The following is a 20,628-nucleotide window of genomic DNA, read 5'->3' on the forward strand; positions in this document are numbered from 1 at the left end:
ACTACCCCCGGTACCCGATATCCGCACCGGTCGGTACTCGATACCGCCCTACCGGTACTAAATAGCGTCGCGCGTCAGGAGAGACCTGTTCAGTAATAAATTTCTTGGAATCTTGAACAAATTATTCTAAATGAGGAACTTTGTGGGGCGTGATGACGTTGATCTCCATGAGAAAGATGATTCGTACATCACTGAGAAAGGACAACCGTGCGTTCAAGCAATCCGGTTATGACCTCGCTGACTGAAACTAACCAGCAGCAGAACCCCGGCTACGCGAGCGAAGCCCCTCGCCCCATGACCGTGGATGACGTCGTCACCAAGACGGGCATCACCCTCGGCGTTATTATCGTGGCCGCTGCTATCAACTTCTACCTAGGCACCATGAACCCAGGCACCGCGATGATGCTTATGCTGGTCGGCGGCATCGGCGGATTCATCACCGTACTGGTGGCCTCCTTTGGTCGTAAGTGGGGTTCCCCGGCTGCGACCCTCATCTATGCGGTATTCGAAGGCCTTTTCGTTGGTGGATTCTCCTTCGTCTTCGCTAACAGCACCATCGGTGGTTCTAATGGCATGGCGCTGATCGGCCAGGCAATCGTTGGCACCATCGGCGTGTTCATCGGCATGCTCATTGTCTACAAGACCGGTGCAGTAAAGGTCACTCCAAAGTTCACTAAGATTTTGGTCGGCCTCATTGCAGGTGTCGCGGTAATGGCTCTCGCTAACTTCTTGGGCGCCATCTTCTTCGACTTCAACCCGCTGCGCGATGGTGGCCCCCTCGCCATCATCTTCTCCTTGGTCTGCATTGTCTTGGCTGCTCTGTCCTTCCTGACCGACTTTGACCAAGCAGACCGCCTTATCCGTGCCGGCGCTCCTGCCAAGCAGGCATGGGGCGTAGCCCTTGGCTTGGCCGTGACCTTGGTCTGGCTCTACACCGAAATCCTTCGCCTGTTGAGCTACGTTCAGCGCAACTAAGCCTCTCTACGCTTTCGGCCCGCACTTCGGTGCGGGCCATTTTTGTGTTTTCCTTTGGCTTACGGGCGTGTAATTATTGGGGTAATTCAGGGGGTATTAAGCCGTTCTTTAGGTTTTAAGCGGGTAGGAGCGGGCTTTCAGGTCAAAGACAGTCAATGAGCAGTTAATTTCACCATTTGAAAAGATTTAAATGTGGCGAATGAGGATAATGAGATAGTTAAATATTGACTAATTTGCGCTCTCAACGAGAAATTCTTGCACGATTCATGCATGCTATGTGGCGGGAACGGGAAACCGGAAGGTAGAGAGTTCTCTCCTCTATTTTCTTCTCGTTCCAGCTCGTCTAAAAGGAGTAACCGAAGGATTGTTGTGAAACGTCAGGCAACCGTAGCAGCGCTGGTAGTCAGCTCGGTCACGCTGAGTGGCTGCGCTGCGGAAGTCGGCTCGAAGAGCGCATCAGAAGATGCCGCGATGACGGCAGAAACTGATGGCACTAGTTCGGTCGATGGCGCGGGTAATGCCAACGGGAGCCAGGGGGATGATGTGGAAGACAATCCGGGGGATTCGGAACACCCCGAAGGCGAGCATTCGAGGGCCGGCGCCGGTCTTCGGGGGGAGACCGGCGCCACGGGAGATGAGGATTCCGGGGCACTACCGCCACCGGGAGAATTTGATCCTGCTGATCCAGATTTCGAGCTATTCGATCCATGTACGGAAATTCCGCCGGACAGGCTGGAGGAAATTGGTTTAGAACCACGAATACTCGATTATCGAAAAGAGCCGGGGCACTATTTTTGCAATTTTGCATCGAATGGGAGGAATTTTTCTGAAAGCATTCTAGTCTCTGCAGCTAGCGATTCAACTGCTATTGATGGGCTAGAGTTAAATGAAGATCTTCGACAAAAAGATGAAACAGCAGATATCGAAGGTATTCACCTATTTAACTCTGAGCTTTTTAAAGATTCCCAGTGTAATGGATATCTTTCTACCAGCCGAGGAACGATTACCGTCGGCATAAATGATGTCACACCACAGTCAAGTGCAATGAAGAGATGTCAATTGGCTGCTGAACTCATTACTAATCTCAAACAATAGTCGTGTTTTGGGGGAAACATGCTTGTTAGTGTCAAAAATCTACAACGAAATACCAGCATAATATCTGATCTATACCGTCGAGCTCAGTCACTAAAGGACCGAGTAAATAGCCCTCTTAATTCGGGCTTTTCGAATGTGTCGGGAATTGATCACGTAGGGGGTGTGCACGAAAGGACACTTACCACCGACCCGGGGTCGGCTAAAGGGACGCTCCTGGACTATGCCTCGCAAGTCGAATGGTTGTCGCAGGCTCTTGCCCGAGAAGCTCGAGGCTTTGAAGCCCAAGAAACTGCAAATAGTAGGGCGATGGATATCGCTGATGCGGGTGGTGAGATTGGCGTTGAATCAATGCCGATTATGGATCAGCCGGAGCCGGGGTATAGCCCCTTCGCCTTTACTCCTCCGGTAGTTAACGTCGGCACGTCGATTACCAAGTTGGCAACGGACTTGATGTCAACGCAGATTTGGAGTGTGTCTGAAGCTAATGCGCGTTGGGCGTCGTTAGGTTCTGAGGTTCGGGAGATCGTGAGCGGTCTTGAAGAAGCCGCAGGCTCCTTGGAAAGTGAGAATGACAGCGAAACCACGTCGCGGGCGGCGGCGAAGATTAGGGAAGTGGCAGCCTCCGGGAAACACTTTGTGGCCAATGCCGCAGCAATGGGAGAAAAGCTTACTGGGTTCCACTCGCGGTTGATGATGATTCAGCCTTCGGCGATGGCCATGGCGATGGATATTATGAAAATCCCTGATCCAGCGAAGCGAAAAATTGCAGAGAAGGCGGCGTTGGCAAAGCTGCAGCCGGATCTCCAGAGGTTTGCCATCGACGCCATGCCTAATCAACATCCGCTGATGGAACAGTCGCCGGCATCCGGAGGCGGCGGCGTAGATGCTGGCTTGTCAGGTGTGGAGGGCGATGGCCAGAAATATAACACCGACAACGTCGTCTGGCCGCGTGCAATTCAGGAAGCTATTGCTCGCGGCGATGTGGGCCCGGGAAACTTCGACGTGGCTAATGGTACGGTCCACGATTTGGAATCCGTCGGCATGACTCCTGAGGAAACTGCCGCGTTCCAGGAGCAATTGCATGCAGATGGCAGAAGGGCGCTTTCTGAGCTAGGCGTGGGCGACGGTATAGATATCAGCGGTCGCGATATCGCAACCAGTGGGGCCTCACTTCCTGGGGCGACGGCATCGCATGGCCACTTAGGATCTATGCCAACGGCAGGTGCCGCTCCCGGTACCTCGGGTATTGGTGCTGGAGCTGGCAGCGGTAGCGGCGGACTCGGTTCTACCGGGATGGGAGCACCGCTTGGTGTTGGACGTGGAACTGGTTCTGGTAACGGAGCCGGATCCGGGGTCGGCACAGGAACCGGTATTGCCGGTGCAGCAGGTGGTCCTGGCGTCGGCGGGCGAACTGGACGTGGAAACACTGGTGCGCTTCGTGGTGGCGGATTCAATTCGCTGGCCGGGCTCGGCAGCGGGGCCATCGGTACGGGCGGAAGGCCTGGTTCTGGGGCAGGTGGAAATATGGGTGCACTCGTAAATTCCGCCCCAGGTTTGGGAGCTGGCGGAACTGCTGCGCGCGGCGGAGTAGGAATGCGCGGCGGTGCCGGTGAGGGTGTCGGCGCCCGCGGCGTGGGAGGCGCGCTTCCTCGGGCCGCAGGTGAAGCTGCTGGCAATAGCAGCGGCGGTAACGGTAGCCGCGGACACCTAGAAAGGGGCGCTGCGCGTGAAGCTGTGGTGCGCGGGGGAGGCGCCGCCAATAGTACCGGTGCTAAAACCGGTGCCGGGAGACCGGCCGCTGGCATGCGCGCCCTTGCGCCGATGATGGGAACGCGGGGTCAGGGAAATGACAAGAACCGGGTGAAGGCGGTAACCACGCAGGTGGAGCGCGATCCGAATAAGCGGGATCTGTTGGGCGAGCCGCCGGCGGTCGTGCCTGGGGTCATCGGCAATTGGGCGCGAGAATCCTAGCCAGTGAATTGTGGAAAGAAAAAGGGCTGAAGGAAATAATCCTTCAGCCCACTTCTTTTATTGCGGCAGTTGCGTCGCGGTGGCCTTTGGCTGCTGCTCAGGTTCCTCGACCCCGTTTTGCAGGCCCTCCGGATCCACTTCGGTCTCGGTGGTGGCAGCAGACGAGGACGTCTCGGCATCCTTCTGCGCCGGTGCTTCGCCGGTAAAGGTCGATGCATTGTCGATCTTGCCGGATTCAGAATCTTGCTGATTCGGCGGGTGGCATGCGGCCAAGGAAAGGCCGGCGGCAAATACTAATCCAGCGGTAGCGAAACGGGAGAATTTCTTCATGGGGATGTGCTCTTTCTCCAGAGTAGTGAAGGCGGTAGTGGGGTAGATGGAGGGAATTAGGACTCGCGCGGGGTGGCAGCCTTGGCGGAATCGTACGGGGCGGCCGACTCGATGGTTACTGAGATGGTCTTACCATTTGGTGCGGAGTACTCGCGGGTTTCACCCTCCTGTGCGCCGATGATGGCGGCGCCCAGCGGGGACTGCTCGGAGTAGGTCTCCAAGTCCTTGTTATCGGTCGCAGCAGCGCGGGTGCCGATGAGGAAGGTTTCCTTATCGTCCTTGTTGCCGTTGTAGTACACGTGAACGACGCTGCCGGTGTAGGCAACGCCCTCCTGCATGGTGCCACGCTCGGTGGTGGAGTTAGCCAGCAGCTCAGAAATCTGCTTGATGCGGGCCTCTTCCTGGTCCTGCATCTCGCGGGCGGCATCGTAGCCGGCGTTTTCTTTCAGGTCGCCCTCTTCGCGGCGCTCATTGATTTCCGCTGCAACCTCAGGGCGGTGATCGATAAGCTCCTGCAGCTCGGTCTCGAGCTTTGCCTTGGTTTCTGGGGTGATGTACTGCTTTTGCTGCTCAGCCATTCTAAAACCTTCCGTGCTGTGGAATAGTGGTCAAAGCCCCGCGATGGTGGCGGGACCGAAGTTAAGTATGCAACCAGGCAAATGCCCAGTTCTAGGCTGTACAAATCCTAGCACATGGAGCTAGCGACTTTCCGCGTAGTCGGGGTTGTCCATATCCAGGTAATCCGGGATATTGCCGGAGCAGCCATAGGCGCCACCGGCGACGGCGCGGGCATTGGTGGGGACATCGACGGCAATGCGATGCGTTTCTTTTCCGCCGGCGGGAACGGCAAATTCGCGGCGGCCTACCTCGGATTTGGAGTAATCGTAGGCCTGCACGATGCAATAGGCGTCTTCATCGGTGTGATTGCGGGTCACATCGACCCAGACGCGCGTGGTGTCATCACTGAGAACCTCCTGGGTGACCATAGAGATCTGAGCATTGACGGATTCTTTTTCCCGAAAATACTGGAAACCGTAATAAAGAAGGGTGACGAGCATGGCGGCGAAAATCAACACCAGCGCCTTATTGGTCCAGCTACCAGAGTTCTTTTGTGATTTATCGCGCGAGCCGTAGCGCGCGGCGGAGCGAGAATTTCCGGCGGAAGTCATAGCCCTACTTTAACCGAGGAGTACCATTTTCCCATTATCTACTAAGATAGTGATCTGTTCTAAAAGCTAGTTTTAAAGGGGATGGATTTTCAGTGAGCGACTTTCGCCTCCTAGCAATCCACGCACACCCGGACGATGAATCCTCTAAGGGTGCTGCGACTACGGCCCGTTACGCTGCAGAAGGTGCGGATGTAATGGTGCTGACCTGCACCGGTGGTGAACGCGGTGACATTATTAACCCGGCTATGGACCGTCCTGGCGTTAAGGAAAACATGGCTGAGGTACGCCGCGAGGAAATGGCTAAGGCAGCCCGCGCGCTTGGGGTCCAACACCAGTGGTTAGGCCACGTTGATTCCGGCCTGCCGGATCCTGAGGAAGGCAAGAGCATGGAAGACCTTTTGCCGGAAGGCTGCTTTGCCCTGATGGGTGATGATGCGGCGGCCCAGGAAATGGTGCGCGTTATTCGCTCGTTCCGCCCGCAGGTCATCATTACCTATGACGAAAATGGCGGCTACCCGCACCCAGACCACCTCATGGTCCACCGAGCATCTATGATTGCGTGGGAAAAAGCCGGTGACCCTGACTACCACCCAGAATTGGGCGAGCCCTGGGAGCCGCTGAAGCTGTACTACTCGCATGGCTTTGTGTACCAGCGCATGAAGATGTTCCACGATCTCCTCCTTGAGGAGGGCAAACCCAGCCCGTATGGTCCTATGCTGGCGCGCTGGGATACGGCTTTTGGCGATATCATGGCTCGCGTTACCACGCAGGTGGAGTGCGCCGATTACTTCCAAAACCGCGACGATGCGCTGCGGGCGCACGCGACGCAGATCGATCCTGCGGGCGCATTCTTGGCCACCTCCGTGGAGGTTCAACAGCGTCTGTGGCCTACAGAAGAGTTTGAATTAGCTAAGACCCGAGTATCGACGTCGCTGCCGGAAAATGATTTATTTGCGGGCATTGAAAAGAACGAGGAGACTTAAAGCATGAGCGTCTATGACTCCCTTTTCTTGGCTGCGCACGATGTCACTGTCCTTGCGCAAGGCACAGAAGGTGCTGAGGGTGGGCCAATGGGGCCCGAGTTTGGCAAAGCCTCGCCCATCGGACTGCTCATCTTGGCCATCTTGGGCGTTGCCGTGCTGGTAGCGGGCTGGAACTTCCACCGCCGCTATTCGCGCTTCCGTCGGCGCACCATGTTCGCTGAAGACCACGGAATCGATCCATTCGACGAAGAAGCAGTGGATGCGGCGCTCAAGGAAGCTGGCCTTTACGATAACCGCAAGAAGTCGATTTTCTAAGCGGCTGGAGTAATCAACGTGACATTTCTCAAGCGGCTGATGTACCCCTTGTATGAAGCACGCCTCGTGCGGCTTATCAAGGGCAGACCGCAGCCGAAGCACGTGGCGATCATGGCTGACGGCAACCGCCGCTGGGCGCGGGAAGCCGGGTTTACAGATATTAGCCACGGCCACCGCCAAGGGGCGAAGAAAATTGGAGAGATGATCGCGTGGTGCCGCGATACCGATATTGAGGTAGTCACCATCTACCTCTTATCCACGGAGAACTTGAAGCGCAGCCAGCAGGAAGTGCAGCTACTTTTTGACATCATCTCTGATGTGGTCACGCATCTGTCCCAGGGAGATCTGGATTGCCAGGTTCGTCTTGTGGGTAACTTAGGGTTGTTGCCCGCGCCGGTAACACAGCGCATGGTCGATGCCGCCGAGGAAACCAAGGATAACCAAGGGGTCATCGTCAATGTGGCTGTGGGCTACGGTGGGCGCCAAGAAATCGTTGATGCCGTTCAGAAGCTGGTGCGCAGCGAGGCTGAAAAGGGCACCAGCGCTGCCGAGATGGCGGACCGAGTCACCGCAGACTCGATCACGGAACACCTATATACCAAGGGCCTGCCGGACCCAGACTTGGTGATCCGCACCTCCGGCGAGCAGCGTCTTTCCGGATTCCTGCTGTGGCAAGCGGCCTATTCAGAAATCTGGTTCACCGATACCTATTGGCCGGCGTTCCGGAAGGTAGATTTCCTGCGCGCGCTGCGTGATTATTCGCAGCGTTCGCGCCGCTTTGGTAAGTAGCGGCTAGATTTTTCGCATGCGGACCTGTTCAACCAGGTGATGCGATCCCTTCTTCAATACCAGCGATGCGCGCACGCGGGTGGGTAGGATATTTTCCACCAAGTTTGGCAGGTTAATGGATTGCCAAATCTCGCGGGCCTGGGCGCGCGCCTGCTCGTCGTTCATATCGGCATAAGCAGCGAAGTGGGCATTGGGCCGGCGGAATTCGGTGTGGCGCAGCGTGAGGAAGCGGTCGATGTACCACTGTTCAATATCGTCCGTGCGGGCGTCGACGTAGACGGAGAAATCAAATAGATCCGCGATGGTTAAGGTGGGGCTGGTCTGGAGGACGTTGAGGCCTTCCAAAATCAAGATATCCGGCTGATTGACCTCTTGATAGCGATCTTTGACGATGTCATAGGTAATATGCGAATACAGCGGCGCTTTGACCACGGGTTTTCCGGATTTGACGTCGGTAACAAAGCGCATAAGTGCACGGCGGTCATAGGATTCGGGGAAACCCTTGCGCTTCATCAGTCCGCGGTCTTTAAGCGTTTGGGTGGGAAAGAGAAACCCGTCCGTGGTCACTAGGTCCACCTTCGGGTGAGAGTCCCATCGCTGTAGGAGCACTTGGAGGAGGCGGGCGGTGGTGGATTTACCCACGGCCACGGAACCGCCCACGCCGATGACGAAGGGCACGTGCGTGGGTGGGTTGCCCAAGAAGGCCTCGGTGGCGGCGGTGAGCTGCTGCCGGGCGGTGACCTGCATGTGGATAAGGCGGGAGAGGGGGAGGTAGACGTCTGCCACCTCGTCCAAATCAATGCGGTCGCCGATGCCGCGTAGCTCTTCTAGCTCGTTTTCTGTCAGCACCTGCGGCATGGATTTGCGGAGTTCACGCCAGGTTTCACGGTCAAAGTCGAGGTAGGGGCTTGAATCCAGGTTGCGCGCCATAACTTAATTGTCGCACGCGGCGATAAGGGAATGAAAAATTTGCCCCCTGTAAGGTAGCCGAAAGGTTATGATATGTAATAGTTCATACTGCTTCCTACCGAGAAGAGGACTAGTCTTTTATGGCTTCTTTTAATACTGACCTGCGCGATCTTGACCCAGATGTTTTCGGTGCTATCCAGGGAGAAATTTCCCGCCAGCGCGAAACCCTGGAAATGATCGCGTCTGAAAACTTCGTGCCGCGCGCCGTCTTGCAGGCACAGGGCTCTGTCCTGACCAATAAGTACGCCGAGGGCTACCCAGGGCGTCGTTACTATGGCGGCTGCGAGCACGTCGACGTCGTTGAGGATCTTGCCCGCGACCGCGCGAAGGCGCTCTTCAACGCGGAATTTGCCAACGTGCAGCCGCACTCCGGCGCGCAGGCTAATGCCGCAGTCCTGTCCAGCATCGCGGAACCGGGCGATAAGATCCTCGGCCTGTCCTTGGCCCACGGTGGACACCTGACCCACGGCATGAAGCTGAACTTCTCCGGCAAGCTTTACGATGTCGCAGCTTATGGCGTGGACCCAGAGACCATGCGCGTGGACATGGATAAGCTGCGCGAGCAGGCACTTAAGGAGAAGCCAAAGGTTATCATCGGCGGTTGGTCCGCTTACCCGCGCACCCTGGATTTCGCGGCCTTCCGCGAAATCGCCGATGAGGTGGGCGCTTACCTGTGGGTTGATATGGCCCACTTCGCGGGCTTGGTTGCCGCGGGCCTGCACCCGAACCCTGTCGAGCACGCCGATATCGTCTCCACCACCGTGCACAAGACCTTGGGCGGTCCGCGCTCCGGCATGATCTTGGCCAAGCAGGAGTACGCAAAGAAGCTGAACTCCAACGTCTTCCCGGGTCAGCAGGGTGGACCGCTGATGCACGCGGTGGCGGCAAAGGCCATTTCCATGAAGATTGCGGCCAGCGAGGAATTCAAGGAGCGGCAGGAGCGCACCCTTGAGGGCGCCCGCATTCTGGCCGATCGCCTCTTGGCAGAAGACACTCAGGCAGCTGGCGTGGACGTTGTGTCCGGCGGCACCGATGTCCACCTCGTCTTGGTCGATCTGCGCAACTCGCAGCTCGATGGTCAGCAGGCAGAAGACCTCCTGCACCAGGTAGGAATCACCGTCAACCGCAATGCGGTCCCGAACGATCCTCGTCCGCCGATGGTCACCTCGGGCCTGCGCATCGGCACCTCCGCCCTGGCCACCCGTGGCCTCGATGCGGAAGCCTTCACCGAGGTTGCCGATGTCATCGGTACCGCCTTGGCGCAGGGCAATAACGCCGATGTCGAGGCACTTCGCCGGCGCGTCGACAAGATCGCGGAGGACTACCCGCTGTATGAGGGCCTCGAGGACTGGAAGCTGGTTTAGTCCTTATCTTCTAAAGCATCCTCTGCGGCGTCCTTGTGAACGTCGTGGCCGCGAGCCTGCGCCAGCGTGGCGCGGGCTTGCTGCAGCCACTCCGGCTGCTTTTCCAAAAGCTCGCTGATTTCCGCGGTGGTCAGCGGCTTATCCATGTCGTTCTTCTTTAGCGCGGTAACGGAAATGCCCAGTTTGTGGGCAACTTCTTGCCGGGGGTGGGGGCCTTCGCGGCGCAGCGTTTGCAGCCACTGCGGGGGATTGTGCTGCAGCTCACGCAGTTCCTCGTGGCTGACCGCGCTATTTTGAAATTCTTCAGGCGCGGCGGGCAGATAGATATTCAGCTTCTTAGCGGCGGTCTGCGCGCGCATCGCGGTACCGGACGGTTGCTGTTGGTTATGTTGTTCACTCACGGTTTAACCGTAGCACTTTCAGTAGACTGTGCTCCATGCTGCGCTTAGCCTTTGTGACCGGTACGGAACCTGGAAAATGGTTTCAGAGATTTCAGGACAATACTGCCCACGGCGGTTTATCCACCGTCGATGCGGATGACAGCATGGCAGAATTGCTCGCAGGTCACGTGGATCTGGCGCTAACGCGCCTGCCGGATCCGCGGGTGGATGACTCTTTCCACGTGGTGCGCCTTTATGAGGAGGCCCCCGGCCTTGCGGTTCCAAAAGACTCGGTCTATGCGGAGGTGGGTGAGGCGCTTGCGCTTGCCGATGTCTCCGATGAGCACCTCAACTACCGCCTCACCGATGCCGGCGAGGTCGATATCGCCGCCGTACGAGAGGCCCTGCAGGTGGTCGCGGCCAATGTGGGCATCGCCATCGCACCGCTGCCGCTATTAAAAATCCTCAGCAAGAAACAGGTGGTTCCGCTCGCGCTCAAGGATAGCGGCGTGCCGGTGACGGAAATTGCCTTGGTTTGGCGGAAGGCGGAGGATGGCGAGGCCATCCAGGACTTTGTGGGCATCGCTAAGGGCCGCACCGCTCGCTCCTCCAGGCAGGAAAAGCCGAAGCGCACCGCCCGTGAAAAAGCTAAAGCCAAACAGTCTCGAAGGATTGTTAACAATCCGTTACAGAAACAAAAGAAGTGCCCTAAGCAGCGCAAACGACGATGATATGAGGGTTGATCCGCGCTAACCCCGTTGCACACGGTGGCAAGGAAGTGCATTTGGGGTATACCGTTGGCTGCGCTCGCCACAATGGCGGCTTAAACCTACAACGAACTAATTTTTCAGCTGAAAATCGAAAGGTAGATCCAGAAATGCGCAAGATGACTCGTCGTATTGCAGGTGGCTTCGCGGCCGCAACCCTTTCCGTTGCTCTCGTTGCATGCTCGGACGCAGAGGACGCCGCCGATGACGCTAAGGATAGCGCTGGCTCCGTAGCCGCAGACGCCTCGGATGCTGCCGGCTCTGCCGCATCCGATGCCACCGACGCCGCTGGTTCCGCCGCCGAAGAGGCAACCGGCTCCAAGGACGGTGATGCAGAGGGCGCCAAGGGCGAAACCCAGACCATCACCACTGCACATGGCGAAGAAGAAGTTCCCGCTGATCTTGCAGCTGCCATCGAGGAAAAGCAGGCCGAGTGGGGCGACGTGCAGAGCATAGAGTCCTCCGATGAAGGCACCCTGGCTACCTTCGAGGGTGGCAAGTACTTGGCATACTCTGAGGAGACTGGTGCGCAGCCGGTCATCGGCAAGATTGCTGAAACCTGGGTAAACGAGGGCGGACTCGCTTCCTCCGTTGGCCTGCCTACCAAGCCAGAGGCTGACGCAGTCGAGGCGAACGGCTGGACCCAGGAGTTTAGCAACGGCACCATCTCCTGGACTGAGGGTGAAGACGGCACCTTCGCGGCCGATATCAACGCCTAAAAGCTAAAAGTCGGCGCCCTGCCCACGCGGCGCGTCGATTACCTCTCGCCACGATCCCTGCGGCTTTCCCGCAGGGATCTGTCGTTTTCTTAAAGTTCATCTTCCACCCATGTGATTTCAACCTTGGGTGCTTAGGTTGGGTGGCAGCCCCTAAGAGTTCGCAGCACTAGCGGCTCTAGGGGGCAGACAAGGAAGAACAGCTTTCTACCGCTTTACAAAGGAAGATTCCTGCCATCATGACTCGCCCCTCTGTACTTTCTACTGCACTAGGCACCACGGAAAATGACGTCGCTACCAAGACCTACGTGCTTGATACCTCGGTTTTATTATCTGACCCGTGGGCGCTGCGAAAATTTGCCGAACACGAGGTCGTCCTTCCCGTCGTGGTTATCTCTGAATTGGAAGGAAAACGTCATCACCCAGAGCTTGGCTGGTTCGCCCGCCAAGCTCTTCGCTTTTTGGAAGAGCTGCGCGCTACCTATGAGGCGCTCGACCAGCCCGTTCCGGTCAACGTGGACGGCGGTACCTTGCGGGTAGAGCTCAACCACCAAGACCAATCGCTCTTGCCGGCCGCATTCCGCGGGCCGGAAGGAGACCACCGCATCTTGGCCTGCGCCTTGAACCTGGCACACGAAGGCAAGGACACGGTTCTTGTTACCAAGGACGTGCCGCTGCGCGTTAAGGCTGGCGCCGTGGGCGTGCAGGCCGATGAATATCACGCTCAGGACGTCATTTTGACCGGGTACTCCGGTATGGCCACCGCCTATACCACCACGGATGTCATCGATGCCCTCTACAGCGATGGGGAAGTGCTGCTCGATGGGGTCGTCACGGACGATGACACCCCAGTGGAAGACTTGCCGGTGCACTGCGGCATCACCTTGGTCGGCGGCGCGCAATCTGCCCTGGGCCGCATTCTGCCGGACGGGGCGGTGCGCCTGGTGCGCGGCGATCGAAATGCCTTTGGCCTGCAGGGGCGTTCGGCGGAACAGCGCATCGCCCTCGATCTCCTGTTGGATCCGGAAGTCGGCATCGTGTCCATCGGTGGTAGGGCAGGCACCGGCAAATCCGCGCTGGCCTTATGCGCCGGCTTGGAGGCGGTCTTAGAGCGCGGTGAACATCGCCGCATCGTGGTCTTTCGGCCGATGTACGCCGTCGGCGGGCAGTCGCTGGGTTACCTGCCGGGCTCTGAGTCAGAGAAGATGAACCCGTGGGCCCAAGCGGTCTATGACACCTTGGAAGGCTTAGTCTCTGACAACGTGCTGGAGGAGATCCACGAACGCGGGCTCATCGAGGTCCTGCCCCTAACCCATATTCGCGGCCGTTCTTTGCACGATGCCTTCGTTATCGTGGACGAGGCGCAGTCGCTGGAGCGCAATGTTTTGCTTACCGTGCTCTCGCGCTTGGGGGAAGGCTCGCGAGTAGTGCTCACCCATGACGTTGCCCAGCGCGATAACCTGCGGGTGGGCCGCCACGATGGGGTACAGGCGGTCATCGAAAAGCTCAAGGGCCATGAGCTTTTCTCGCACATTACCCTTCAGCGATCGGAGCGCTCTGCCATTGCGGAGCTAGTAACGGATCTATTGGAGGGCAATGATTAAGGGAGAGATGAAAGCGTGTTCGCAGACAGCGAATTTAATCAAATTTATATGGCAAAAATCACCTAAGACCAGTAATAATGGTGCCTATGAGCGAGAACGCCAAGCAGACGTCTGCGGACGAAAAGAAAAAGGATTTCCGTATCCGGCCTTTCACGTCGGCCGATTACCCGCAGATGCGGGAGATCTACGAGCAGGGCCTGCAAACCGGCCATGCCACCTATGAGACCCGTTCCTTGACCTATGAGGAGTTTACGAACTCCAAAATCATGGCTTCGGTGCACGTAGCCGTTGAGGCGGACGATGATTCCAAGGTATTGGGGTGGGTTTCGGCCGCCCCGATTTCATCGCGCACCGTCTTCCACGGCGTGGTGGAGGATTCCATCTACTTGGGATCTGATGCCCAAGGCCGTGGCATCGCCGGGGCCTTGCTCGATTGCCTCATTGAGGTGTGCAAGGATCTGCACAAGTGGGCCATCCACTCCTGGATTTTCCCGGAAAATGAAGGCTCTGCGGGCCTGCACAAGTCCCGCGGCTTTGAAAAGGTCGGCACCTACTCCCACATGGCCAAGATGACCTATGGCGAGTTGGCCGGTCAGTGGCGCGATACCGATGTCTACGAGCTCCTGCTCCCCAAGCCGGAGGAAAAGAACCGCTAAATACACTGTGCCTAGTAACCACGAAGGCCGTAGCGATGCCGAGGGAATTAATAATCTCGGCCGCTACGGCCTTTAGTCGTTTTCTACTTCGCGAGGCCGCCGGGTGGGTAGCCGAGGGCGGACTCGATGGGGGCATCGGCAAGCAGCAGGCTATCGCGCAGCGCATGCAGCTCCCCTAATCGATCGTCTCCTTCAGGCGCTCTTCGCGCAGGGGAAGCAGGACGATCAGGGCGATGATGACGAGCGGGACCATCAGCGCGATGACCGGGGTGAGGCCATCGTTATAGGAATTGAGGATCGCCTGCTCGAGGGGCTCTGGCAGGGAAGAAACCATATCCGGGGTGAGGCTATTGGCATTGCCATTGGCGTTATTAAACTTTTCAGCATAGGCCGCGCCCTCGGGGCCCAGCTGCTGGATGGCCCGCGGCAGGCGGTTGGCCATCTCATCCTGCATGTTGTTGATGAACATGGAACCGACCAGGGAAGCGCCCAGGGCAGAACCGATCTGGCGGAAGAAGTTATTCGCCGCGGTGGCCGTGCCCACCTGAGACAGTGGGAAAGAGTTCTGGACGATGAGCACGAGCACCTGCATGACCATGCCCAGGCCGATGCCGAAGGCGAGGAACTCGAAGCCGAGCTGTGTGAGCGAGGTGTCTACCGAGAGGCGGGACATCCAGAACAGGGCGCCTGCGGTAATGGCTAGGCCGATGAGGGGGTAGATCTTGTAGCGGCCGGTGCGGGCGATGATGAAGCCAACTCCGGTGGAGGTGCCGATAAGGCCAACCATCATTGGAATCATCATCAGGCCAGCGTTGGTGGGCGATAGGGTGTGGACCATCTGCAGGTAGGTGGGCATATAGCCCAGCACGCCGAACATGGCCAGACCCAAGATGACGCCGGACAGGGTGGTTAGGGCCATGTTGCGGTTCTTGAAGAGGCGAACCGGGATGAGCGGCTCGGCAGCGCGCAATTCCACGATGGTGGTAATGATCGCGCCGACGAGGGTGATGGCGCCGAGGGTGAGGATCATGGAGGAATCCCAGTCGTACTCGGTGCCGCCCCAGGTGGTCATGAGGATTAGGGAAGCGGTGGTAATGGCGATGAAGGTGGCGCCGAGCCAGTCAAAGCGCTTCATATCGGCCTGGCCCACGCGCAGGTTGAGCACCAGGATGCAGACCACCATGGCCAGCAGGCCGAGCGGGATATTCATCCACATGCCCCAGCGCCAGCCGGGGCCATCAGTAAACCAGCCGCCCAAGACGGGGCCAAGGACGGAGGACAGGCCGAAGACACCGCCCATAATGCCCATGAACTTGCCACGCTCGCGGGAGGAGGTGACCTCGGCGATGATGGACTGCGAGGAGATCATCATGAACCCGGCGCCGAAGCCTTGCACGGCGCGGGCGATGATGAGCACCGTCATGGAATCGGCGAAACCGCCGATGGCGGAGCCCACGACGAAGACGGCGATGCCGCCAATGTAGAGCCACTTGCGGCCCAGCATGTCACCCAGCTTGCCGGAAATCGGCATGGCGATGGTCATGGTGACCAGGAATGCGGAGATGACCCAGCTCATGTGGTCAACGCCGCCAAGCTCACCAACAATCGTTGGCAAAGCGGAAGAGAAAATCATCTGGCCCAGCGAGCTCATCAACATGGTGAGCACCAGCGCAGAGAAGATGAGCCCCAGGTTATCCGCCCGCGACTGGCCCTGCGCAGGAGCCTTTTCGACTGTATCTACCATCGGATTCCTTTCATAACATCATTAATCAAAGTCAGTGAATCATTCAGACGCGAACTCAGGGCGTCGCTGCAATCGCTATCGGGGGCGGCGATGGAAAGCCACAGGGCCTCGCGGACCACACCGGCGATGACCATGGCCTCCGTTGCCGTGGAATGACCCTCCAGGATGCGCAGTTCCGGTTCCCGGTCAAGGCGCTCCTCAATGAGTCCAATAAGCTCGATGGATTTCGCCCGCTTGCGACTAATGGAGGCGGCGGCCGCCTCCGGGTCATTAGCAATGCGCTTGCGTCGCTCCCGAATCGTGGGATTAACGTGATGGCCCTCCATGTGCTGCTCCACCAGGTTAAGGACGAGCTCCATGATGTTGGTGGTGGGCTCGTGGAGGAAATACTCGCGCATTTCCGCGGTGAAGTCAGCGCTTGGTGCCCCGAGCACGGCGGATTCCTTCGAATCGAAATAATTAAAAAATGTGCGCCGAGAAATACCGGCTAGTTCGCAGATCTCTTCAATAGTGACCTCGCCAAAGGAATGCTTATCCACCAGTTCGGTGGCGGCATCCTCAATGCGTAGCCGTGTTTCTAGGCGTTTCTGCTCGCGTAGTGATAGTTCTTCTTGCACAGAATGCAACTTTACACTCGGTGCAAACTTGCACCAAGTGCAAAATGAGTGATTTTGTAGATGTGTACGCTGAATTTATGGCGCAAGTCACGGCATGTGCTTGCCGATGCCCCTTTTCTTTGCGCGCACTTCCCGTACCCGGTCATGTTCCCGGGCATGCAAAACCCCGCTCAGAAGCGATTTCCGAGCGGGGTTGCAGCGCTAAAGGCGGCTGAAGTTAGATATTGTCGCGCTCGCGGTTGGTCATGCTCAATACGTCCAAGCGCTTGTCCAGCTCTTCCTCGGTGAGGTTCTCGCCGTCAACAAAGCCCAAGTCGATTACGGCCTGGCGGACGGTGATCTTCTCATTGAGGGCGTGTTTTGCGGCCTTGGCGGCATTCTCGTAGCCGATGGCGGAGTTCAGCGGGGTCACGATGGAGGTGGAGGACTCCGCGAAGTGCTTCATTCGCTCCTCGTTGGCCTCGATGTGGTCGACGCACTTCTCAGCAAAGACGCGGGCGGAGTTGGCCAGCAGGCGAGCGGACTCGAGCACGTTGCGCGCCATCATCGGGATGAAGACGTTGAGCTCGAACTGTCCCTGCGCGCCGCCGAAGGCAACGGCTGCGTCATTGCCCACAACTTGGCCGGCCACCATGGTAACCGCCTCAGGGATAACCGGGTTGACCTTGCCCGGCATGATGGAGGAACCAGGCTGCAGGTCCTTCAGGTGGATTTCTGCCAGGCCGGTCAGTGGGCCGGAGCCCAGCATACGCAGGTCATTGGCAATCTTGTTGAAGGATACGGCCACCGAGCGCATGGCGCCGGAAAATTCTACGAGGCCGTCGCGGTTAGCCTGTGCCTCGAAGTGGTTTTCTGCTTCCTTCAGGTTCTCAACGCCGGTGAGCTTCTTGAGCTCCTCGGTCACCTTGCCGCCGAAATCAGCGGAGGTATTCAGGCCGGTGCCGGTGGCGGTACCACCGATGGCGAGCTCTCCCAAGCGCGGGAGGGTAGCCTCGATGCGCTCGATGCCGAGCTCCACCTGGCGGGCGTAGCCGCTGAACTCCTGGCCCAAGGTGATTGGGGTGGCGTCCATGAGGTGGGTGCGCCCGGCCTTGACGACGTCCGCGAATTCCTTCGCCTTCTTAGTCAAGGACTCGTGCAGGACCTTTAGGCCCGGAATGAGGTCATTGACAGCCGCTTCCGTAGCCGCCACGTGGGTGGCGGTGGGGAAGGTGTCATTGGAGGACTGGCCCATGTTGACGTCATCGTTCGGGTGAACCTCTACGCCCTGCTTATGCACCAAGGAGGCGATGACCTCGTTGGTGTTCATATTGGAAGAGGTGCCGGAGCCGGTCTGGAATACGTCGATGGGGAAGGCATCGTTGTGCTTGCCATCCGCGATTTCCTGTGCGGCGGCGATAATGGCGTCTGCCTTTTCTGCATCCAGGCTGCCGGAGTCCTTGTTGACCTGTGCGCATGCAGCCTTGAGCAGGCCAAGCGCACGAATCTGCGCATCTTCCAAGCCGCGGCCGGAAATAGGGAAATTGTTTACCGCGCGCTGGGTCTGTGCGCGCCACAGGGCATCAGCGGGAACTTTAACCTCGCCCATAGTGTCATGTTCGGTACGGTATTCGGTCATGAGAATCACCTCGGTTGATTGATTGTGTGCACCTACCCCCAGTATGGCGAAAAGCTAAAAGTCAGTGGGTGAAAAGCCCGAGCCTGCCCCGCCATTTGGGGGTGAGGTTTAGTTCTTGGTGGGGTCCGAGTAGTCCACCACTGAGTATTCCTGCAGTTTAGCCAGCTTGTGGAAGGAATCGACGTAGCGAATGGTGCCGGACTTGGAACGCATGACCAGCGAACGGGTGGAGGCACCATTATTGCGGTAGGAAACACCGCGCAGCATGTCACCATTGGTCACGCCGGTAGCGGCGAAGTAGCAGTTCTTCGACGAAACCAAATCATTGGTGCCCAAGACCTTATCCAAGTCGTGTCCGGCAGCGCGGGCCTTTTCTGCTTCTTCTTCATCCTTCGGCCACAGCTTGCCCTGGATCTCGCCACCCATGCACCGCATGGCGCAGGCGGTGATGATGCCCTCAGGGGTACCTCCAATGCCCATCATTATGTCGATGGAGTTGGAATCCTGGCAGGCGGCGATGGCACCTGCCACATCGCCATCCATAATGAGGCGCACCTTTGCGCCTGCCTCGCGGATCTCCTGGATGAGCTTTTCGTGGCGCGGGCGGTCCAATACCACCACGGTGATATCGGCGGTGCGCAGGCCCTTTGCCTTGGCCACGGACTCGATATTCCATTGCACGGACTGGTTGATATCGATGGATCCGACGGCTTCTGGGCCCACGGCGATCTTTTCCATGTAGAAGACCGCAGATGGGTCATACATGGTGCCGCGCTCTGCGGCGGCGATTACGGAAATGGCATTGGGGCGGCCCTCGGCCATCAATCGCGTGCCATCTACCGGGTCCACAGCAATGTCCATCGCCGCGCCTTCGCCCGTGCCGACCTCTTCACCGTTGAAGAGCATCGGGGCCTCATCCTTTTCGCCCTCACCAATGACGACAACGCCCTTCATCGCCACGGAGTTAATCAGTTTGCGCATGGCATCGACTGCCGCGCCATCGCCCTCATTCTTCATGCCACGACCAACCCAGCGGCCAGAGGCCAAGGCGGCGGCTTCGGTCACGCGCACCAGCTCCATGGCCAAGTTACGGTCGGGCAAATAAGAAGTATTTTCGGACATGTGTAGTGGTTGCCTTCCATGTTTTCTCACCGTGGGGGTAATTCCCACGCGATTAGTGTTCTACTTGTCCTATTCTGGCACTTTTTGGCGTCAATAGGTCCGATTTGGGGCCCCTTTTGCGGGGTTTTTCCTTTCTCTAGGCAGCATTATCGGCGCGAATGTGCGCACGCGGGAGGCATGTGGCACTTTCACGGTGGCTCATGCGATACTAAGGCGCGTGGCTGCAGAACAAAGACCGAAGATTTTCGAAGGCGCTCGCGACATCATTTTGTCCCTTTCCGTAGTGGTGGTCATGATGTTGCTCGTGGTGGGCGCGACGGGGCTTTGCTCGGTGAATCCGGAAACAGAGCAAGGCCCAGTTCAAGAGGTAGACGAGGAGACCTTCCTGGATACGCAGGCTCGCGCCGGTATTGGTGCTATCCGAGATCCCCAGATGCCCGAAGGCTGGCAGGCCAATGCGGCCCGCCGTTCGCAGCTAGGCGGCGACACAGTCACCGTCGTCAGCTGGCTTACCGCGGATGGAAACTACGTGGAATCCACCCAAACCCAGGTTTCTGCAGAAGAGGCGGGCGAAAAATACGACGCTAACTATCGCGGGCTGAACTCAATGCGCGAGGTAGCCGGCCATCAGGTGCGCGTGCTGGCAAGTGACGACGATTCTGTGCGCCGCTTGTGGATCGCCGACTTGGGCGATGCCCGCCTCATCATCTCCGGTGCAGCCCCCGATGAAGAATTCGCCGCCGCCACCGAGGCCTTTATCGAGGCCAAACCTATAAGCGGAAAGTAACCTCGCTGAGCCCCTCGGCGTCCGCTTCCACTGTGATTCCCTCAGTGTCACCGGTGGCTTCGTCCAAGGCAGCGGCATCCAGCCCGCTCAAACGCGTCTTTTCTAGGTAGACGTCCACGCGCTCGCGCTGGGAACGGCGCGGGTAGATGGAGACTTGGACCACTTTGGCATCGGCAAGCAGCAGCACGATGGACCGGGAAAAGTAACTCAATTCCTCTTCTGTGGCCGAAACCTGGGTGCTGGTATGCGCCGGCCCGAAAAATTCCTCTACCAGCGCGCGGGAATCGCCGCCCATGATGGAGCCTGCCGATGCCGATTTGGAGACGAAATCAATCCGCCTTCCCGGGTAACCATAAATCTGCATTACTCTTCACCCTCCTCAGCCTGCTGCTCGCTGTGTTCCGCCTTTTCAAGGGCATCCTCCACCCGCTTGGAGGCGCCATCCAAGTGGGACTCGCACGTGCGAGCAAGCGCCTCGCCGCGCTCCCAGTATTTCAGGGACTCGTCCAGGCCCATTTGGCCGAGCTCTAAAATCTTGACAGTTTCAATGAGCTCATCGCGCGCCTGTTCGTAGCTCAATTCCTCTACGGGAGTAAAGGCATCTTGGCCTGGCTGGCCGGAACCAATGGTTTCATCTGACATCAGCATTCTCCTACT

24 protein-coding genes are annotated in these 20,628 nt (G+C 58.0%); 13 read left to right on the forward strand and 11 right to left on the reverse strand.

The features are described 5' to 3' along the window. The first annotated feature begins 228 nt into the window (after window positions 1-228). From QP908_RS01285 to QP908_RS01295, 3 genes are all read left to right on the forward strand, one after another. The gene (locus QP908_RS01285) at window positions 229-975 is read left to right on the forward strand and encodes a Bax inhibitor-1/YccA family protein (RefSeq protein WP_255716968.1); all 747 of its coding nucleotides are present in this window, start codon (window positions 229-231) and stop codon (window positions 973-975) included. A 369-nt stretch (window positions 976-1,344) separates the two neighbouring features. Continuing rightward, window positions 1,345-2,070, forward strand: a complete 726-nt coding sequence (locus QP908_RS01290; protein ID WP_284771500.1) for a DUF3558 family protein — start codon at window positions 1,345-1,347, stop codon at window positions 2,068-2,070. Between the two features lie 306 nt (window positions 2,071-2,376). Beyond that, the gene (locus QP908_RS01295) at window positions 2,377-4,041 is read left to right on the forward strand and encodes a hypothetical protein (RefSeq protein WP_239267972.1); all 1,665 of its coding nucleotides are present in this window, start codon (window positions 2,377-2,379) and stop codon (window positions 4,039-4,041) included. 57 nt (window positions 4,042-4,098) lie between these two features. Here QP908_RS01295 and QP908_RS01300 read toward each other — a convergent pair whose 3' ends face one another. The 3 genes from QP908_RS01300 to QP908_RS01310 form a co-directional block, all read right to left on the reverse strand. Then, on the reverse strand, window positions 4,099-4,371 hold the full coding sequence (locus QP908_RS01300; protein ID WP_239267970.1) for a thiamine biosynthesis protein X: 273 nt from the start codon (window positions 4,369-4,371) through the stop codon (window positions 4,099-4,101). A 56-nt stretch (window positions 4,372-4,427) separates the two neighbouring features. Next, entirely contained in the window at window positions 4,428-4,949 is a 522-nt protein-coding gene (greA, locus tag QP908_RS01305; protein ID WP_005280026.1) for a transcription elongation factor GreA, read from the reverse strand. Between the two features lie 120 nt (window positions 4,950-5,069). Next, window positions 5,070-5,540 (reverse strand): DUF4307 domain-containing protein, encoded by a 471-nt coding sequence (locus QP908_RS01310; RefSeq protein WP_239267968.1) that lies wholly within the window; start codon window positions 5,538-5,540, stop codon window positions 5,070-5,072. A 92-nt stretch (window positions 5,541-5,632) separates the two neighbouring features. On the opposite strand from QP908_RS01310, the gene mca reads away from it, so the two are divergent. Genes mca through QP908_RS01325 form a run of 3 tightly spaced genes read left to right on the forward strand, consistent with a single transcriptional unit; the run spans window position 5,633 to window position 7,627 of the window. Further along, entirely contained in the window at window positions 5,633-6,523 is an 891-nt protein-coding gene (gene mca / locus QP908_RS01315) for a mycothiol conjugate amidase Mca (RefSeq protein ID WP_239267966.1), read from the forward strand. Window positions 6,524-6,526: 3 nt separating this feature from the next. After that, window positions 6,527-6,838 (forward strand): hypothetical protein, encoded by a 312-nt coding sequence (locus QP908_RS01320; protein ID WP_239267964.1) that lies wholly within the window; start codon window positions 6,527-6,529, stop codon window positions 6,836-6,838. An 18-nt stretch (window positions 6,839-6,856) separates the two neighbouring features. Further along, window positions 6,857-7,627: an isoprenyl transferase gene (locus QP908_RS01325; RefSeq protein WP_284771501.1), complete on the forward strand. Its 771-nt coding sequence runs from the start codon at window positions 6,857-6,859 to the stop codon at window positions 7,625-7,627. 3 nt (window positions 7,628-7,630) lie between these two features. On the opposite strand, the gene coaA is transcribed toward QP908_RS01325, so the two are convergent. Next, window positions 7,631-8,557: a type I pantothenate kinase gene (gene coaA, locus QP908_RS01330; protein WP_239267962.1), complete on the reverse strand. Its 927-nt coding sequence runs from the start codon at window positions 8,555-8,557 to the stop codon at window positions 7,631-7,633. 119 nt (window positions 8,558-8,676) lie between these two features. On the opposite strand from coaA, the gene glyA reads away from it, so the two are divergent. Beyond that, window positions 8,677-9,960: a serine hydroxymethyltransferase gene (gene glyA, locus QP908_RS01335; protein WP_005282107.1), complete on the forward strand. Its 1,284-nt coding sequence runs from the start codon at window positions 8,677-8,679 to the stop codon at window positions 9,958-9,960. On the opposite strand, the gene QP908_RS01340 is transcribed toward glyA, so the two are convergent. Continuing rightward, on the reverse strand, window positions 9,957-10,361 hold the full coding sequence (locus QP908_RS01340) for a DUF5997 family protein (RefSeq protein WP_438802133.1): 405 nt from the start codon (window positions 10,359-10,361) through the stop codon (window positions 9,957-9,959). The two genes, glyA and QP908_RS01340, sit on opposite strands and share 4 nt — an antisense overlap. 35 nt (window positions 10,362-10,396) lie before the next feature. Here QP908_RS01340 and QP908_RS01345 point away from each other — a divergent pair, with 35 nt between their 5' ends. The 5 genes from QP908_RS01345 to QP908_RS01365 all read left to right on the forward strand — a co-directional run bounded on the left by QP908_RS01345 (window position 10,397) and on the right by QP908_RS01365 (window position 14,262). Beyond that, window positions 10,397-11,071, forward strand: coding sequence for a LysR family transcriptional regulator substrate-binding protein (locus tag QP908_RS01345; protein WP_239275742.1), 675 nt, complete (start codon window positions 10,397-10,399; stop codon window positions 11,069-11,071). A gap of 146 nt (window positions 11,072-11,217) precedes the next feature. After that, window positions 11,218-11,826, forward strand: coding sequence for an LGFP repeat-containing protein (locus QP908_RS01350; RefSeq protein ID WP_239267958.1), 609 nt, complete (start codon window positions 11,218-11,220; stop codon window positions 11,824-11,826). A gap of 236 nt (window positions 11,827-12,062) precedes the next feature. Then, on the forward strand, window positions 12,063-13,427 hold the full coding sequence (gene phoH2, locus QP908_RS01355) for an RNA 5'-3' helicase PhoH2 (RefSeq protein ID WP_239267957.1): 1,365 nt from the start codon (window positions 12,063-12,065) through the stop codon (window positions 13,425-13,427). Window positions 13,428-13,504: 77 nt separating this feature from the next. Next, complete coding sequence (locus QP908_RS01360) at window positions 13,505-14,083, forward strand: GNAT family N-acetyltransferase (protein ID WP_005280037.1); 579 nt, start codon at window positions 13,505-13,507, stop codon at window positions 14,081-14,083. Window positions 14,084-14,118: 35 nt separating this feature from the next. Beyond that, window positions 14,119-14,262: a hypothetical protein gene (locus QP908_RS01365; RefSeq protein WP_239267955.1), complete on the forward strand. Its 144-nt coding sequence runs from the start codon at window positions 14,119-14,121 to the stop codon at window positions 14,260-14,262. On the opposite strand, the gene QP908_RS01370 is transcribed toward QP908_RS01365, so the two are convergent. The 4 genes from QP908_RS01370 to glpX all read right to left on the reverse strand — a co-directional run bounded on the left by QP908_RS01370 (window position 14,259) and on the right by glpX (window position 19,184). Beyond that, the gene (locus QP908_RS01370) at window positions 14,259-15,827 is read right to left on the reverse strand and encodes an MDR family MFS transporter (protein WP_239267953.1); all 1,569 of its coding nucleotides are present in this window, start codon (window positions 15,825-15,827) and stop codon (window positions 14,259-14,261) included. The two genes, QP908_RS01365 and QP908_RS01370, sit on opposite strands and share 4 nt — an antisense overlap. After that, on the reverse strand, window positions 15,821-16,444 hold the full coding sequence (locus tag QP908_RS01375) for a TetR/AcrR family transcriptional regulator (RefSeq protein WP_239267951.1): 624 nt from the start codon (window positions 16,442-16,444) through the stop codon (window positions 15,821-15,823). The genes QP908_RS01370 and QP908_RS01375 overlap by 7 nt, the downstream gene beginning before the upstream one ends. A gap of 217 nt (window positions 16,445-16,661) precedes the next feature. Then, window positions 16,662-18,062: a class II fumarate hydratase gene (locus tag QP908_RS01380; protein ID WP_239267949.1), complete on the reverse strand. Its 1,401-nt coding sequence runs from the start codon at window positions 18,060-18,062 to the stop codon at window positions 16,662-16,664. 108 nt (window positions 18,063-18,170) lie between these two features. Then, window positions 18,171-19,184: a class II fructose-bisphosphatase gene (gene glpX, locus QP908_RS01385; protein WP_239267947.1), complete on the reverse strand. Its 1,014-nt coding sequence runs from the start codon at window positions 19,182-19,184 to the stop codon at window positions 18,171-18,173. Between the two features lie 217 nt (window positions 19,185-19,401). On the opposite strand from glpX, the gene QP908_RS01390 reads away from it, so the two are divergent. Beyond that, a complete protein-coding gene (locus QP908_RS01390; RefSeq protein WP_239267945.1) occupies window positions 19,402-19,971 on the forward strand; it encodes a DUF4245 domain-containing protein in 570 nt (189 codons plus the stop codon). Here the strand turns inward: QP908_RS01390 and QP908_RS01395 are convergent. Both QP908_RS01395 and QP908_RS01400 read right to left on the reverse strand, forming a co-directional pair. Beyond that, the gene (locus tag QP908_RS01395; protein WP_239267944.1) at window positions 19,955-20,335 is read right to left on the reverse strand and encodes a hypothetical protein; all 381 of its coding nucleotides are present in this window, start codon (window positions 20,333-20,335) and stop codon (window positions 19,955-19,957) included. The two genes, QP908_RS01390 and QP908_RS01395, sit on opposite strands and share 17 nt — an antisense overlap. Beyond that, window positions 20,335-20,613: an exodeoxyribonuclease VII small subunit gene (locus QP908_RS01400; protein WP_023026190.1), complete on the reverse strand. Its 279-nt coding sequence runs from the start codon at window positions 20,611-20,613 to the stop codon at window positions 20,335-20,337. Before QP908_RS01400 ends, QP908_RS01395 begins: the two co-directional genes overlap by 1 nt. Between the last annotated feature and the right edge of the window lie 15 nt (window positions 20,614-20,628).

The sequence above is a fragment of the Corynebacterium sp. MSK204 genome (assembly GCF_030229885.1).
In the GTDB taxonomy this organism is placed as follows: Bacteria; Actinomycetota; Actinomycetes; order Mycobacteriales; family Mycobacteriaceae; genus Corynebacterium.